Source organism: Jingyaoa shaoxingensis (genome assembly GCF_014385005.1).
GTDB classification, from domain to species: domain Bacteria; phylum Bacillota; class Clostridia; order Lachnospirales; family Lachnospiraceae; genus Marvinbryantia; species Marvinbryantia shaoxingensis.
Genome location: NZ_JACRSZ010000016.1, coordinates 14,161 through 29,812, shown reverse-complemented (window position 1 = coordinate 29,812; position 15,652 = coordinate 14,161). Strand labels below are relative to the sequence as shown.

The 15,652-nt window shown below is 44.6% G+C and carries 14 protein-coding genes; 13 read left to right on the top strand and 1 reads right to left on the bottom strand.

Going from position 1 to position 15,652, the window contains the following annotated elements; all coding sequences use genetic code 11:
• Window positions 1–112: 112 nt before the first annotated feature.
• The 13 genes from H8716_RS13840 to H8716_RS13780 all read left to right on the top strand — a co-directional run bounded on the left by H8716_RS13840 (window position 113) and on the right by H8716_RS13780 (window position 14,295).
• Window positions 113–1,507 (top strand): uracil-xanthine permease family protein, encoded by a 1,395-nt coding sequence (locus tag H8716_RS13840; RefSeq protein ID WP_249309647.1) that lies wholly within the window; start codon window positions 113–115, stop codon window positions 1,505–1,507.
• A 34-nt stretch (window positions 1,508–1,541) separates the two neighbouring features.
• Complete coding sequence (locus H8716_RS13835) at window positions 1,542–2,309, top strand: FAD binding domain-containing protein (RefSeq protein WP_249309646.1); 768 nt, start codon at window positions 1,542–1,544, stop codon at window positions 2,307–2,309.
• Window position 2,310: 1 nt separating this feature from the next.
• Window positions 2,311–2,787: a (2Fe-2S)-binding protein gene (locus H8716_RS13830; RefSeq protein ID WP_249309645.1), complete on the top strand. Its 477-nt coding sequence runs from the start codon at window positions 2,311–2,313 to the stop codon at window positions 2,785–2,787.
• Window positions 2,775–5,057, top strand: coding sequence for a xanthine dehydrogenase family protein molybdopterin-binding subunit (locus tag H8716_RS13825; protein WP_249309644.1), 2,283 nt, complete (start codon window positions 2,775–2,777; stop codon window positions 5,055–5,057). The genes H8716_RS13830 and H8716_RS13825 overlap by 13 nt, the downstream gene beginning before the upstream one ends.
• A 1-nt stretch (window position 5,058) precedes the next feature.
• Window positions 5,059–5,841, top strand: a complete 783-nt coding sequence (yqeC, locus tag H8716_RS13820; RefSeq protein WP_249309643.1) for a selenium cofactor biosynthesis protein YqeC — start codon at window positions 5,059–5,061, stop codon at window positions 5,839–5,841.
• Window positions 5,823–7,187 carry a selenium-dependent molybdenum cofactor biosynthesis protein YqeB gene (gene yqeB, locus H8716_RS13815; RefSeq protein ID WP_249309642.1) on the top strand — a complete coding sequence of 455 codons (1,365 nt, stop codon included), beginning with the start codon at window positions 5,823–5,825 and terminating at the stop codon, window positions 7,185–7,187. The genes yqeC and yqeB overlap by 19 nt, the downstream gene beginning before the upstream one ends.
• A gap of 34 nt (window positions 7,188–7,221) precedes the next feature.
• Window positions 7,222–7,458, top strand: a complete 237-nt coding sequence (locus H8716_RS13810) for an XdhC family protein (RefSeq protein ID WP_330606637.1) — start codon at window positions 7,222–7,224, stop codon at window positions 7,456–7,458.
• 220 nt (window positions 7,459–7,678) lie between these two features.
• Window positions 7,679–8,272, top strand: coding sequence for an anthranilate synthase component II (locus tag H8716_RS13805; RefSeq protein WP_249309640.1), 594 nt, complete (start codon window positions 7,679–7,681; stop codon window positions 8,270–8,272).
• Between the two features lie 15 nt (window positions 8,273–8,287).
• Entirely contained in the window at window positions 8,288–9,652 is a 1,365-nt protein-coding gene (pabB, locus tag H8716_RS13800) for an aminodeoxychorismate synthase component I (protein ID WP_249309639.1), read from the top strand.
• The gene (locus tag H8716_RS13795) at window positions 9,649–10,395 is read left to right on the top strand and encodes an aminotransferase class IV (protein ID WP_249309638.1); all 747 of its coding nucleotides are present in this window, start codon (window positions 9,649–9,651) and stop codon (window positions 10,393–10,395) included. Before pabB ends, H8716_RS13795 begins: the two co-directional genes overlap by 4 nt.
• Window positions 10,396–10,519: 124 nt before the next feature.
• On the top strand, window positions 10,520–12,181 hold the full coding sequence (locus H8716_RS13790) for a putative bifunctional diguanylate cyclase/phosphodiesterase (protein WP_249309637.1): 1,662 nt from the start codon (window positions 10,520–10,522) through the stop codon (window positions 12,179–12,181).
• 96 nt (window positions 12,182–12,277) lie between these two features.
• Window positions 12,278–13,627 carry an ArsB/NhaD family transporter gene (locus H8716_RS13785; RefSeq protein ID WP_249309636.1) on the top strand — a complete coding sequence of 450 codons (1,350 nt, stop codon included), beginning with the start codon at window positions 12,278–12,280 and terminating at the stop codon, window positions 13,625–13,627.
• Between the two features lie 65 nt (window positions 13,628–13,692).
• Window positions 13,693–14,295, top strand: a complete 603-nt coding sequence (locus tag H8716_RS13780) for a cytidylate kinase-like family protein (protein WP_249309635.1) — start codon at window positions 13,693–13,695, stop codon at window positions 14,293–14,295.
• 41 nt (window positions 14,296–14,336) lie between these two features.
• Here the strand turns inward: H8716_RS13780 and H8716_RS13775 are convergent, their stop codons facing one another.
• Window positions 14,337–15,650 (bottom strand): 6-phospho-beta-glucosidase, encoded by a 1,314-nt coding sequence (locus tag H8716_RS13775; protein ID WP_249309634.1) that lies wholly within the window; start codon window positions 15,648–15,650, stop codon window positions 14,337–14,339.
• Window positions 15,651–15,652: the final 2 nt, after the last annotated feature.

Here is a 15,652-nt window from a genome sequence, read left to right as displayed (position 1 = left end):
AAAAACAAATTCTTTTTCTATTATAATGTTTTTTCGCAAAAAATTCTATACTTTTGTCAAGAACTACTCTATAATAAAAAATGGAAAACAATGCAAAAGAGGAGAGAAGAAAATGAGTCAGTTGGAAAACAAAGGACCAGAGTACGATTTTTACGGGAAGCTGTCATTGAAAAAGGCCATACCCCTGGGACTGCAGCATGTACTTGCCATGTTTGTGGGAAATCTTACTCCGATCCTGATTATCACGGGAGCATGTGGAATTGGATCAGGAACAGAATTTGCAGATGTGCAGATTACCTTACTGCAAAATGCCATGCTGATTGCAGGAATTGTAACATTAATTCAGTTATTTGCTATCGGACCGGTAGGCGGCAAGGTGCCAATCATTATGGGAACCAGTTCCGGATTTATCGGTGTCTGTAACAGTGTGGCATCCGTTATGGGAGGCGGTGTGCTGGCATACGGTGCCATCATGGGAGCTTCTCTGATAGGTGGATTATTTGAGGGTGTACTTGGATTTATGATTAAGCCTTTACGTAAGTTTTTCCCACCGGTAGTGACAGGAACCGTTGTGTTGTCCATAGGTCTGTCACTGATTTCTGTAGGTGTGGGATCCTTTGGGGGCGGAAGTGCCGCAAAAGATTATGGTTCTGCAGAGAACCTGATTCTGGGTGCTATTGTCTTGATTGTAATTATTGCATTAAAGCATGGAACTAAAGGAATGACCAGCGCATCTTCTGTACTGATCGGTATTATTGTCGGATATGTAGTGGCTGCGATTATGGCGGCAGTACTTCCAACGACAGGAATCGACGCAGAAGGTGTGGAATACACCAAGGCGTGGGTACTGAACTGGAGCAAGGTAGCAGATGCCAGTTGGTTTGCAGTGCCAAAACTGATGCCGGTAAAGATTGTATTTGATGCAAGAGCAATCTTACCAGTTTTGATTATGTTCGTAGTAACTGCAGTAGAGACGGTAGGAGATATCTCAGGTGTCATCGAAGGTGGTATGGATCGAGAAGCTACCGACACAGAGCTTTCTGGTGGTGTGGTATGTGATGGTATTGGATCCTCACTGGCTGCGTTATTTGGAGTATTGCCAAATACCTCATTCAGCCAGAATGTAGGACTGGTAACGATGACAAAGATTGTAAACCGTTTCGCGCTGGCTACAGGAGCCGTTTTCCTGATTCTCTGCGGACTGTTTCCAAAGCTGTCTGCCCTGATTTCCATTATGCCACAGAGCGTACTGGGCGGCGCAGCAGTGATGATGTTCTCATCCATCGTAGTCAGCGGTATTCAGCTGATTACAAGAGAGAAAATGACTGCAAGAGACATCACCATCGTATCAGTAGCACTGGGACTTGGTTATGGATTTGGCTCTAACAGCGGTGTGCTGGCAGGACTGCCACAGTCCGTTCAGCTGATTTTCGGCGGATCCGGAATCGTACCGGCAGCTCTGGTAGCTATGGTATTAAATATTGTGCTTCCAAAGGAAGAAGCATAGGTTCGTTATAAGTAAAAATGACTGGAGAGCAGTGATGTTAAAGATAAAAGAAATTGTCAGACCACAGAGTCTGGAAGAAGCCTATGAACTGAACCAGAAAAGAACTAACCGAATTTTGGGCGGGATGCTCTGGATGCGTATGAGCAACATTCAGATTCAGAAGGCTATTGATCTGTCTGGTCTTGGACTGGATAAGATTGAAGAGACGGAAGAAGAATTTTCCATAGGCTGTATGGTGACTTTACGTGAACTGGAACTTCATACAGGATTAAATACCTGTTTTGAAGGTCTGATCCGCAGATCTGTGGAAGATATTGTTGGAGTACAGTTCCGAAATTCGGCAACTATTGGAGGCAGTCTGTTTGGGAGATTTGGTTTTTCAGATGTATTGACCGCCTTTCTGGTGTTGGATACTTACGTGGAGCTCTATAGAGGAGGGGTATGCCCTCTGGCAGAATTTGCATCCGGAAAACGGGATAATGATATTCTGGTAAGAGTCATTGTAAAAAAGACAAAGGGACATTATGCTTACCAGTCGTATCGTAACACGAAGACCGATTTCCCGGTACTGGCTGTGGCAATGGCGCAGGCAGAAAATGGTGTGAAAGCAGCTGTCGGCGCCAGACCGCAGAGAGCAGAAGTGCGAATTGTCACAGATATGGAAAAGAATACGTTGAAAGCTTTGGCAGATTCTTTTGCATATGGAAGCAATATGCGTGCTTCTGCAGAGTATCGGAAGCATCTGGCGAGTGTCCTGTTAAAGAGGGCAGCAGAAGAGATACAGGGAAAGGAGCTTGTATAGTATGATTGTAACCATTACCTTAAATGGAAAAAAGATAATCGAAGACATCAGTGCAGATATGACCCTGTATCAGTTTGTCAGAGAGCATGGCTGCTATAGTGTAAAGTGTGGATGTGAGACCACGAACTGTGGACTGTGTACGGTATTTTTAAATGACAAACCAGTCCTTTCCTGTGCGGTGCTGGCAGCAAGAGCAGACGGACAGAAGGTGGAGACTCTGGAAGGACTGCAGAAGGAGGCGGAAGAATTCGGCCGTTTTATTGCCGATCAGGGTGCAGAGCAGTGTGGTTTCTGCAACCCAGGCATGATTATGAATGCCATTGCTTTGTTCCGGGAAACATCGGAGCCGACAGATGAAGAGATTAAACGTTATCTGGCTGGCAATTTATGCCGTTGTTCCGGATACGAAGGGCAGCTTCGTGGCATTCATGAATTTATAAAATATAAAAAAGAAGGAGGGGCATCATGGGCGAAGTAGGACAGCCAATACGAAAAAAAGATGCTATGGCACTGGTGACCGGAAAACCAGTCTATATGGATGATCTGGCACCAAAGGAGTGTCTGATTGTCAAAGTGCTCAGAAGTCCCCATGCCAATGCGTTAATAGAAGAAGTAAACCTTGCCGGTGCCCTGAAGGTACCGGGTATTGAAGCCATCTATACCTGGAAGGATGTGCCGAAGAACCGGTTTGCTCAGGCTGGGCAGACCTATCCGGAATGGAGCCCTTATGACCGATTGATTCTGGATCAGCATGTCCGATTTGTGGGAGATGCAGTGGCAATCGTGGCAGGAGAAGATGAAAAATGTGTAGACCTTGCCATGAAGCGCATTAAGGTAAAATACAAAGTACTTCCGGCAGTGTTGGATTACCATACTGCAAAGGATAACCCGATACTGGTACATCCAGAGGATAACTGGAAGTCGATGTTCCCGGTAGGGGCAGATAATCACAGAAATCTGTGCGCGCATATGGAAGATGAAAAAGGGGATGTAGAGAAGGTCTTTGCGGACTGTGATCTTACATTGGAACGTACTTTTCATGTACCGGCAGTAAATCAGGCCATGATGGAGACATTCCGGACCTGTTGTTATATTGATACTTATGGAAGACTGGTTATTTTAAGTTCTACCCAGATCGTTTTCCATGTAAGAAGAATCATTGCTGCGGCTCTTGGTATTCCAAAGTCCAAGGTACGTTCCATGAAACCGCGTATCGGAGGGGGATTTGGAGCAAAGCAGACCGTAGTGTCAGAGATTTATCCGGCATTTGTGACTTGGATGACAAAGAAGCCGTCCAAGCTGCTTTATTCAAGAGAGGAAAGCCAGATTGCCGGTTCCCCGCGTCATGAGATGGAAGTGACCGTAAAGGTGGGCGCCAATAACGATGGAACTATCCGTGCCATTGAAGTCTATAACCTTTCCAATACAGGTGCCTATGGCGATCATGGACCGACGACGGCAGGTCTGACCGGGCATAAGTCCATTCCGCTGTATACAGCCAATCTGGAAGCGTACCGTCATACCTTTGATGTGGTATATACCAATATCTGTGCAGCGGGCGCTTACCGTGGTTACGGAGCCACTCAGGGCGTGTTTGCCCTGGAATCTGTAGTCAATGAACTGGCAGGTAAGATTGGCATGGATCCGGTAGAGATCCGTATGAAAAATGTGGTACGTCAGGGTATGTGCATGATGGCTTATGATAATGAGATAGCATCTGGATGTCGTTTGGATGAGTGCCTGATGCGGGCGGCTGAGATGATCGGATGGAAAGAAAAGTTCCCATGTAAGGATATGGGGAATGGAAAGGTACGTTCTGTGGGAATCGCTATGGCCATGCAGGGTTCTTGTATTTCCCATGTGGATGTAGGATCCGCTACCATTATGTTAAATGAAGATGGAAGTTACAAATTAACCATAGCAGCAGCAGATATGGGAACCGGATGTGACACCATTTTGTCTCAGATGGCAGCAGACTGTTTGAACGTAACCACCGATGAAATCTTTGTATCCGGTGCAGATACAGACTTTTCACCTTATGATTCAGGATCTTATGCATCCAGCACCACCTATATTACCGGTCAGGCAGTAGTACGGGCCAGCACAGAGCTGGAAAAGAGAATCCGCACACTGGCAGCACGAATGCTGTCCTGTGAATTGGAGGATGTGGATTATGACGGCCATGTGGCAAAGAATGTGAAGACAGGTGAATCAGTGACCATCGAAGAGATCGGATATCAGGCACAGTGTTCTAATGACTATGCACTTCAGGTGACAGAGAGCTATACGTCTCCGGTATCACCGCCTCCATATATGGCAGGTGCGGTAGAGATTGAACTGGATAAAGAGACCGGTCATGTAGAGATCCTGGATTATGCGGCCGTGGTAGACTGCGGAACTGTGGTAAACCCGAACCTGGCAAGAGTACAGGTGGAAGGCGGTCTGGGACAGGGAATCGGTATGGCGTTATTTGAGAATATACAGTATTCCGAAAAAGGACAGTTATATAACAATTCTTTGATGCAGTATAAGATTCCGACCAGAATGGATTACGGAAAACTGCGAGTGGAATTCCGCCCAAGCTTTGAACCGACCGGACCGTTTGGAGTAAAATCCATTGGGGAAATTGTAATCAATACACCGGCACCGGCACTGGCAGATGCCATTTATAATGCAACGGGTCACTGGATGAGAGATTTGCCGATGACAGGAGAGAAGATTGCCATGGCCATAGCAGGAGAAGAGTAACATGATTCTGAGCTGGCGGGAAGACGGATGGCAGAAAGAGTCCAGTCTGTTTGACGCGTTGGGGGTCAATGTGGATCACCAGGAAGTTTTGTCCCTGACTGGAGGAGGGGGTAAGACTACTGTGATTCGAAGGCTGCAGAAAGAGTGCATGGAGCGGAATGTTTTTCATGGCGTTTCTACCACCACTCATATGCAATATGAAAAAAACGAGAGCTTTCTGGGGATTCCATCACTGGAGAGCTTTCTTGAAATTTATCAAAGATGTGGTACAGTCTGGATGGGTGAACCGGTTTCAGAAGAAAAGATGAAGGGATTCTCAGAAGCATTTTTACAGAAAGTGTTTAAGACTGGAGCATGGCTTTTGCTGGAAGCAGACGGAGCAAAATGTTTTCCGATAAAAGCTCCGGAAGCGCATGAACCGGTGATTCTGCCGGAGACCACCAGAGTGATTCAGGTATATGGAATGGATGGATTAGATCAGTCAATTGGTGAGCGGTGTTTTCGCAGCCACAGGGTGGCGGAGATCCTTGGCAAAAAAGAGAACGACCAGCTGACAGAAGTAGATCTGGCAGTTCTGGCAGCCAGTCCCCAGGGAGGAAAGAAACTGGTGGGAGACCGGTTCTATCATGTGATCTTAAATAAGGCAGATACACCACAGCAGGTGAGGAAGGCCATGATAACGGGAGCGAAGATGCTGGAATATGGTATTTCACAGGTGTCTATCACATCGCACTTGTTGGAAGACACAGATAAAGGAAGAAAAATATGGCACTTAGAATATTGATCAGAGGGGCCGGAGATCTGGCTACCGGTGTGGCAGCGGAATTGAAGGAACGGGGATATCAGATTGTGATGACTGAGATAGAAGTTCCACTGACAGTGCGCAGACAGGTAGCCTGTTCCAGAGCAGTATATGAAGGAAAAGCGGTAATAGAAGGACATACAGCCCTGCTGGTTTCCAATGAAAACGAGGCAGAGGCTGCACTTCAGAAAAATCAGATCGCTGTGCTGACGGATCCGGAGGGCGAGATTCGGACCAAAATGCACTTTGATGTGATTGTAGATGCGATCATGGCAAAAAAGAATATGGGAACCAGCATGACAGATGGTCCTTGTGTGATCGCACTTGGACCTGGATTTACGGCAGGTTACGACTGCCATGCAGTGATTGAAACTAAGCGGGGGCTGACATTGGGACAGCCTATTTATGAGGGCAGAGCAATTCCGAATACCGGAGTGCCGGGCATGGTAGGTGGTTATGCGATAGAGCGTCTGATCAAAGCTTCTGCAGATGGAATAATGGAGCCGGTGGCAGAGATCGGAGATGTTGTGCGAAAAGGAGAGTTGTTGGCTGTCACAGGTGGACATCCTGTTTATGCACAGATTGACGGTATTATTCGTGGAATGCTTCAGACAGGAGTGGAGATCACGAAAGGAATGAAGATCGGAGATGTAGATCCCAGAATGGAACCGTCTCTGGTACACATGATTTCCGATAAGGCAAGAAAGATCGGAAAAGGTGTGGCACAGGCCATTCGTACGATTTTATTTTCACAGTATGGGATGGTATTTCTGGCAGCCGGAAGCTCCAGACGGTACGGAGAAGCACAGGAAAATAAACTTTTGGCAGAGAAGAACGGAAAGCCAATGTTTCGGTATCTTCTGGATCAGATGGAAGTTTTCTCCATGTGCACCAGAACAGTGGTCAGCAGGATCCCGCAGATTCTGGATTATGCACAGGGGCACGGTATGCTGCCTACGGAGAATACAGAGCCGGAAAAGGGAATTTCCTTATCACTGAAAATGGGAATAGAAACCTGTCGGAAGCAGAATCCACAACTTCAGGGAATCCTGTTTGCAGTCTGTGATCAACCGGGCTTAAAAGCACAGACTATAGAGCAGATGCTGGAGCTGGCTGTGAAGAATCCGGAAAAGATCATCTGCGCCGGGACAAAAGACTGCTTAGGGAATCCTGTGCTTCTGGATAAACGGTACTTTCCGGAACTCATGGAACTGAAGGGGGATACCGGTGGAAAACAGGTGGTAAAAAAACATCTGGATCAGGTAGTGCTGTGTGAGACTTCATCTCAGGAACTTCAGGATATTGATGAAAAAACACAGAACTGGTAAAAGAGGAAAGTAAAATGAAAGATATACTGGAAGCATTATCAGCGGCAGCGCCGAATGTGGAAAGAAAGATGCTGATTTTGCAGATGGGCGAATGACCGGAACCATAGGTGGTGGATGTCTGGAAGCAAAAGTGATTACAGAGGCGAGAGCGCTGATGATCCAGCCAGAGAAAAACGCCATATTGATCAAAGTGGATCTGACTACAGAAGAGGCTGAAGAAGAGGGCATGGTATGTGGCGGTATTCTGGAAGTATTTTTAGAAAAGATGTAACTGTCCAAAAACTACATACCTGTGAAGATACGGAACAGATACGTCTGAGAATTCCCTGTCAGAATATGGTTGACTGGGAAGTACAGAGTATGGTAGGATAAAAATAATTACAGACACAGATTACGGACCAATTGGGATAACGACTGTGCATACGTTTTGTATGCTGTTCGTTATCCCTTTTTTGCGTGTTTCACATAGTCGTTTAAGGAGGAGAGGAACAATGTATTTAATGATTGATAATTATGATTCTTTTGTATACAATCTGAAAGCTTATTTCCAGGAACTGGGAAGAGAGATTTTAGTAAAAAGATGTGATGAAATTACACTGGAGGATATTGAGAAAATGCAGCCAGAGGGGATTATTCTGTCACCTGGGCCGAAGCGTCCGTGGGATGCGGTGCTCTGCGTGGAAACGGTCAGACAGTTTCAGGGACAAATCCCGATTCTGGGAGTTTGTCTGGGACATCAGGTGCTCGGATACTGCAGTGGTGCAACTGTGAAGAAGGGTGCATGTCCCATGCATGGCAAGGTGACACAGATTCACCATAACGGAACAGGAATTTTTCGGGGGCTGCCGTCTGATTACAAAGTAACCAGATACCATTCACTGGTCGTGGAACAGGATACAGTGCCTTCAGAATATCAGGTGGATGCAGTAGCGCAGGATGGTGCAGTTATGGGAATTTCTCATAGAAAATGGCCGGTTTTCGGCGTGCAGTTCCATCCGGAAGCGGTGCTGACAGAGTATGGACATAAGTTACTGGAGAACTTCTGCCTGATTGCAGAAGCACAGAAAAAAGCGCATATTGCATAAAGGAGACTAGAAGGTATGTATCAGAAACAGAGAAAAAGAAAAAAATTGGATACTTATATTCCGGCAGCAGAACTGTTCCGGATCTATCAGGAAGAGAAAGACTGTGTATTTCTGGATTCCTCTTTGGTAAATCATCTTGGAAGATATTCGATCATTGGACGATGCCCTTATCTGAAATTGGTAAAGGAAGGAGAACTGTTTACTGTAAACGGGGAGGAAGAGAAGGAACAGACTTTTGAATCCTATATGAAGATATATCTGGCAGAGCATGTGGATAAAAATGACAGTGAGCTGCCTCTGTTATCCGGTGCTATTGGTTATTTTTCCTATGATTACGGAAGAGAAAGACAGGGGATTCTGTCAGGAGAAGAAGAGATTGTCCATATACCGGATGCAACAGTGACTTTTTATGATTTTTTCATAATAGAAGACTGTCACAGCAAAGAAATCTGGCTGATTGCAGACGGAATTACCGGTGATGCCGCACAAATGCTGGAAGAAGCAGAGCAGCGCTGTAAAAAAGCCATACAACAGAGAGAAGAAAGAACAAAAGACAGAGCAGAAATAGCAGTTTTTCCAAATTTTGAAAAAGAAGAATATAAGCAGGCTGTGTCAGATATGATTCAGTACATCATAGAAGGAGATATTTACATTGCCAATATGACGCAGCAACTCACAATAGAGAGCGATAAAGAACCACTGGATGTGTTTTATGATCTGAGAGGAGCAAATCCGTCACCGTTTGGCGGGTACCTGGATTACGGAGAGTATCAGATCATCTGTGCCTCACCCGAGAGATTCCTGCGTATGAGAAAAGGAACGGTTCATACCAGACCGATTAAAGGAACCAGAAAAAGAGGAGAAACACCGGAAGAAGACCAGATGCTGAGAGCGGAATTACAGAATTCAGAAAAGGATAAAAGCGAGCTGCTGATGATTGTGGATCTTGAGAGAAATGATCTGAACCGTGTGTGTGTACCGGGAAGTGTAAAGGTAACGGAACTGTTTACCGTGGAAGAATATGCTACTGTTTTTCATTTGGTATCGGATATTGAGGGAATCCTTCAGGATGGCAAAAACGTGATGGATCTGCTGGAAGCTGCTTTTCCGGGCGGATCGATTACAGGGGCGCCAAAGTATCGTGCCATGGAGATTATCGATGAACTGGAACATGGAAAACGGAATCTTTATACTGGATCTATAGGATATCTGACCCTGGACGGGGATTGTGACTTTAACATTGTCATACGTACAGCATTACATAAAGATGGAAAGTATCACCTGGGAGTAGGCGGTGGAATTACAGCGGAGTCAGATCTGGAATTTGAATACGAGGAGACTTTGCAGAAGGCAAAAGCAATACTGGAGGCATTACAATGAAGATAGAATTGGATCAGGGGTATCAGTTTGGACTGGGGGCATTTGAGACAATTGCCCTGGAACATGGCCACCCGGTATTTCTTGAGAGACATTTAAACAGACTGGAAAAAGCGGCAGAATTTTTGAAACTTGGCGGCCTGGAATCACGTGGTATTACCTGTGAAAAGGTGCTGGATTATCTGGTTAATATAGCAGAAGAAGAAAAACAGCATAGTGCACTGAAAATAATGCTTTCTGAGAAAAATGTGGTTTTTCAGGTACGGGGCAATCATTACAGGGAAGAACAGTATCGACAGGGATTTGTGATGGATTTCAGTGAAATCAGGCGTAATGAGACATCACCACTGGTGTGTTATAAGACCATGAACTATGGAGACTGCATTCTGGAAAAAAGAGCGGCCGCAGAAGCAGGTATGGACGAACGTATCTTTTTGAACACCTGTGGAGAAATCTCGGAAGGAACGGTCAGCAATATTTTTTTCGTGAGAGGTGGAAAGCTTGAGACACCGGCAATGGGCTGTGGGCTTCTGCCGGGGATTATAAGAGAGTATCTTTGCGAGACAGAAGAGACAGAAGAGACAGTGATTTATCAGGAAATGTTAAATCACTATGAGGAATGTTTTGTAACCAATTCGCTGATGGGCATTATGCCGGTAAAACAATTAGGAGATAGAACCTTTACTCAGTTCGGCAGAACACTGGATTTGCGTGAAAAATATTTAAAATTAATACAAAATTTGTGAGAAAAATAGGAAAAAGTGATAAAGGATTTTGCTGCCCTCTGGTAAAAAAAAGTTATATGTGCTAAGATGTGATATAAGAGTATTTATGCATATAGCATAGACAGAGTGGAAGGAAAAGACTACAATGGAGAAGCAGCTTCGGGAAGAACAGGGAAATATACAGCAGAAGATATGGAACATTCTTTGTCGGGATCATTATATGGTACTGGGGTTGTTAGATTTGAAGAGTGGATATATTTCCTTCCCGGTATTATGCGGAAAGAATGAATCATGGGATGGAGGTGCACAGTATCGGTACGAAAAAGTTCTGAAAGATATGATGGATGAAAGGGTAGATCTGGCCTGCAGGAAGGTATTTGGAAGATGTGCTTCCATTGAGACAATCAGAGAAAATATGGAAGTTGGAGGGAAATACTGTTTTCAGGTATATAATCAGTCAGATCAGATGGAATGTGTAACCTATTACTGGTTTGACAGAGAAGAGAAGATTGTTCTGGTAGCGGTAGATGACATGAAGGAAGAACAGGAACGGGATCCGGTAACCGGAGGACTGAACCGCAAAGGGTACATGCATCATGCTGCTAAGATACTGGCAGCGAATCCGGAAGAAAAGTTTGCCATGCTGCATTTTAATATCAGCAGATTTAAGACAATTAATGATTTGTTCGGATATGAGACGGGAGATCTGCTTCTGCGTAAGAAAATGAATTCTCTGAGAAACAGCTTTCTGCAGCCGATTCTTCTTGCAAGAATGGAAGCAGACAGTTTTGCTGCACTGGTGGAACAGAAGAATCTGGATTATGCCAGACTGGCAGAACTTTTACACAGTGTCTATGAAAAAGTAAGTATGAAAGTGGATATTTATGGAATATGTGGTATCTATCTGATACCGGAGCACTGTACATTAAGTGTGTCAGAGATGTATGACAGGGCAAAACTGGCGAAGAACTGGATAAAGAATCAGTACGTACAGCCATATGCTGTTTTTCGGGATCAGATGAAAGCAGACTATGAACAGACCAGTATAGCAATCAGCCAGCTTGAGGATGCCATCAGGAATGAGGAGATACAGATCTATTATCAGCCGATCTATGATGCCAATACAGAAAAGATAATATCGGCAGAAGCTCTTGCAAGATGGAATTCAGAGAAGCATGGAGTTATGCTACCAGGAAAGTTTGTGCCGGCATTGGAAGAGAGCGGACATATTACCATGCTGGATACCTGTATTCACCACAAGGTCTACAAATTTCTGCAGGAGCGAAAGTTAAAAGGGCTTCCGACTGTGAAGATTGCTATGAATCTGTCCAGAATGGATCTGATGGATGATAATATCATGCGGCTTATTCTGGAAGACATTAAGAGTACGGGAGAAGATGAACCACAGGTCAGTTATGAGATTACGGAGTCAGCCTATACCACTATTTCGCAGGCGGGAATGAAATTCTTGAAAACATTACACAGCAGAGGAATATCTATCTTGATGGATGATTTTGGAAGTGGAGTCTCTTCATTCAGTACCATACGGGAATATGAGTTTGACGTGTTAAAGCTTGACATAGGATTTACCAGAAAGATCGGCACGAATGCGAAAAATGATAATATTATTATTTCAATCATAGAACTGGCACACAGACTGGGGATGAGAGTGGTTGCAGAAGGTGTGGAGACACGAGAACAGGCTGATTTCCTGAAGGAGAATGGATGCGACTATTTCCAAGGATATTACTTCTCGAGACCAGTGCCGCAGGAGCAGTTTGAGGTACTTCTTGAAGGTGATCTTTAGTAGTAGAATTCTTGAATTTTGTATTGAAAAAAGTACAAAAAACGTATATAATACGAATGTTGTAAAAATACAAGAGGAGAGAGAAAGGCGAAAGAGATGGCAGCACAAATTGCAGCAGTAACAATTTTTCTGGTGATGTTTCTGTTAATTATTATGGAAAAATTCGAACGTCACATCATCACACTGGGATGTGCCGCACTGACACTGATTTTGGTATTTGGTGTCTGTATGCACAGTACATCCGCAGTGACAGAAACACTGAACCTTGCAGGAATCTTTACGAAGAACTTCTGGATTGTATCGGGAGAAGCTTCAGAAAGTACAGGGGGTATTAACTGGGCTACAATTATCTTTGTGGCAGGTATGATGATTATGGTAGAGGGAATGGCAGCAGCCGGATTTTTCCGCTGGCTTTGTATGTCCATTGCAAAAGCGGTAAAATACCAGGTCATTCCCATTTTTATTACATTTATGATTATGTCAGCAGTACTTGCAATGTTTATTGACAGCATTACAGTAATTTTATTCCTTGCAGCAGTTACACTGGAACTCTCACAGCTGTTGGAATTTGATCCGGTTCCAATGGTTCTGGCAGAGATCTTCTGCGCGAATCTGGGGGGATCAGCGACGATGTGCGGGGATCCGCCAAATATTATCGTGGGAACTTCCCTGCAGCTGACATTTGCAGATTTTATTACCAATACAGGAGTGCTGGCAGGTATTTCACTGATTCTGGTGGTGATTTATTATTATTTCTGCTTCCGTAAGGAATTATCTGCGACTGGACAGCATACAACGGTGAAGGAGTATCCGGATCCGAAGTCTGCAATCAAAGATAAAAAAAGTTTTGTAGTCAGTACAGTGATTTTCCTGGCAGCGGTGGTACTTCTGGTAACACATGCTCAGACCGGCCTGACGGTGGCGACTATCGGTCTTGGAATTGCGGTGGTGACACTTCTGACTTCCAAAAATAAAATGGACGTTATCAAAGGGGTGGATTATAAGACGCTGTTATTCTTTATTGGTCTGTTTGTCGTTGTCGGAGGACTGGAACAGACACATATTCTGGAACTGATTGCAGGTGTGATCGAAAAAATCAGTGGCGGTAACCTGTATATTATGGTGGCAATCATTATCTGGATTTCTGCAATTGCAAGTGCATTTGTAGATAACATCCCATTTGCAGCTACTATGGTTCCGGTTATTCAGAGCCTGGCAGCGTTAAATGGTATTGATATTTCCACACTGGCGTGGGGACTGTCCATGGGAACTGACATTGGAGGAAGTGCAACGCCGATCGGAGCATCTGCCAATGTAGTAGGTATGTCGGTAGTGGCAAAAGAAGGTCATATTATTGGCTGGGGCAGATACTGCAAGAGTGCAGTTCCGGCAACGATCATTGTTATGGTTGTGGCTACGGTAGGCATCTGGCTTAGATACTGTTAAATGGAACTGTTCGGTGAAAGAAGAACAGGGATAGTTTATAGAAGAAAGAAGTGGGGGATGATAAGATGGGTGAGAAAAAGCAGTTAATTATTTCATTAGGACGGGAATATGGCAGCGGTGGTCATGTAATAGCAGAAGCACTGGCAAAGAGATTTGAGATTCCGTTTTATGATTATCATCTGATCGGTGAGATCGCTGCAGGCAAGAAAGTGGACGTGAAGACTCTGGAGCGTTTTGATGAACTTCCGAAGATTCCGTTTTTTTCCAGAACAGTAAATGGATTCAGCAATTCCCCTCAGGAGAATCTGGCCAATATGCAGTTTGATTATCTGAGAAAAAAGGCTGCATCCGGCGAATCATTTGTTATTGTGGGAAGGTGTTCGGAAGATATTCTGAAGGAATATGAGGGTTTGATCAGCATTTTTGTACTGGGTGATATGGAAGAGAAAATAAAGCGTATCATGGACAGGGAAGATGTAGACAGACTGAAGGCAGAAGAAAGTATTGCTTATCATGATCGAAAAAGAAAAACCTACCACAATCACTTTTGCCGGGGCAAATGGGGAGATTCCAGAAATTATGATCTGAGTATTAACAGCAGTAAACTGGGAATTGACAAAACCATTGATATGCTGGAAGACTATATCAGAAGAAGAATGGAAGAATAGAGAAGCAGCGGGAGACATCTGTAGAGGTGTCTCCCGTTTTTTTAAGCAAAATTCGGCAGGAAAGCCTGATTCTCGCTCAGAATATCATTCAGCATGAGGCGGGCTGTTTCAGCAGAATTTACCAGTGGATGAATTGTCAGAGCCTGGAGAGCTGCATCGCGGTCACCATAAATGGCAGCCTGAATGGTAAGCTGTTCATATACCTTTACGTTCTGAAGCAGTCCACGGATCTTAAGCGGGGTATGTCCGATCTGAATCGGATGAGCACCATTACTGTCAATGACACAGTTACGCTCAATAACAGCGTTCTCTGGCAGATCCAGATTGCAGCCGCTGTTCATGACATTTACTACCTGAATGTCTTTTTTATTATTGTAAATGGAGTCGATGAGAGAACATGCGGCATCTGAATAACGGGCACCGCCTCTTCTTGCCAGCTGTTCCGGTTTTTCTTTCAGATCAGTATCCTGATATAGCGTGAAGAGTTCGGATTCTACACTTTTGACTACTTCGCCGCGTACTCCTTTGGACTTAGAATCTGCAAGGCATTCTTCCAGCATCTGTGGCTGCAGATAATAGTATTTCAGGTAACTTACCGGGATCATGCCAAGAGAGCGAAGAAATTCAGGACTGTAGTGCACTTCTGGAATATTAGCCATGATTTCTTTTGAAGAAGCATCACATATTTTTTCGATCGCTTCTGCTGTGACATCTTTTCCGTGAAGTAAGACTTTTTGTGCCCAGATCAGGTGATTGATACCTACAAAATCCAGAAACAGGTCATCTGCGGAGCAGGAGAATTTCTGTGACATATCGTTGATCATATTAATCGGGCAGTTACACAGTCCGATGGCACGAATATTTGTGTGGTTCAGTACTGCTTCTGTCAGAAGACCGGAAGGATTGGCAAAGTTGATCAGCCATGCATTTGGGCAGAGACGTTCCATATCATGGGCAATGTCCAGCGCAACAGGGACAGAACGCAACGCATTGGCAAATCCACCGGCACCGGTGGTCTCCTGACCAATTTTGTGATAACGCAGAGGAATATGTTCATCTCGAATTCTGGAATCCAGGAGACCTGCACGGAACTGTGTAGTCACAAAATCGGCATCCTTCAAAGCTTCCTCACGGTCAGTAGTAGCGTGGATACGAAGGTCTGCACCGGCTTTCTCAACCATACGTTTGGCGAAAGCAGTGACAATGTTCAGCTTTTCCTGACCTTCCGGGATATCCACCAGATACAGGTCTTTTACCGGAAGGACATCCATACGTTTAATGAATCCTTCGATCAGTTCCGGTGTATAACTGGAACCACCTCCAATAGTAGCAATTTTTAATCCTCTTTCAGTCATGG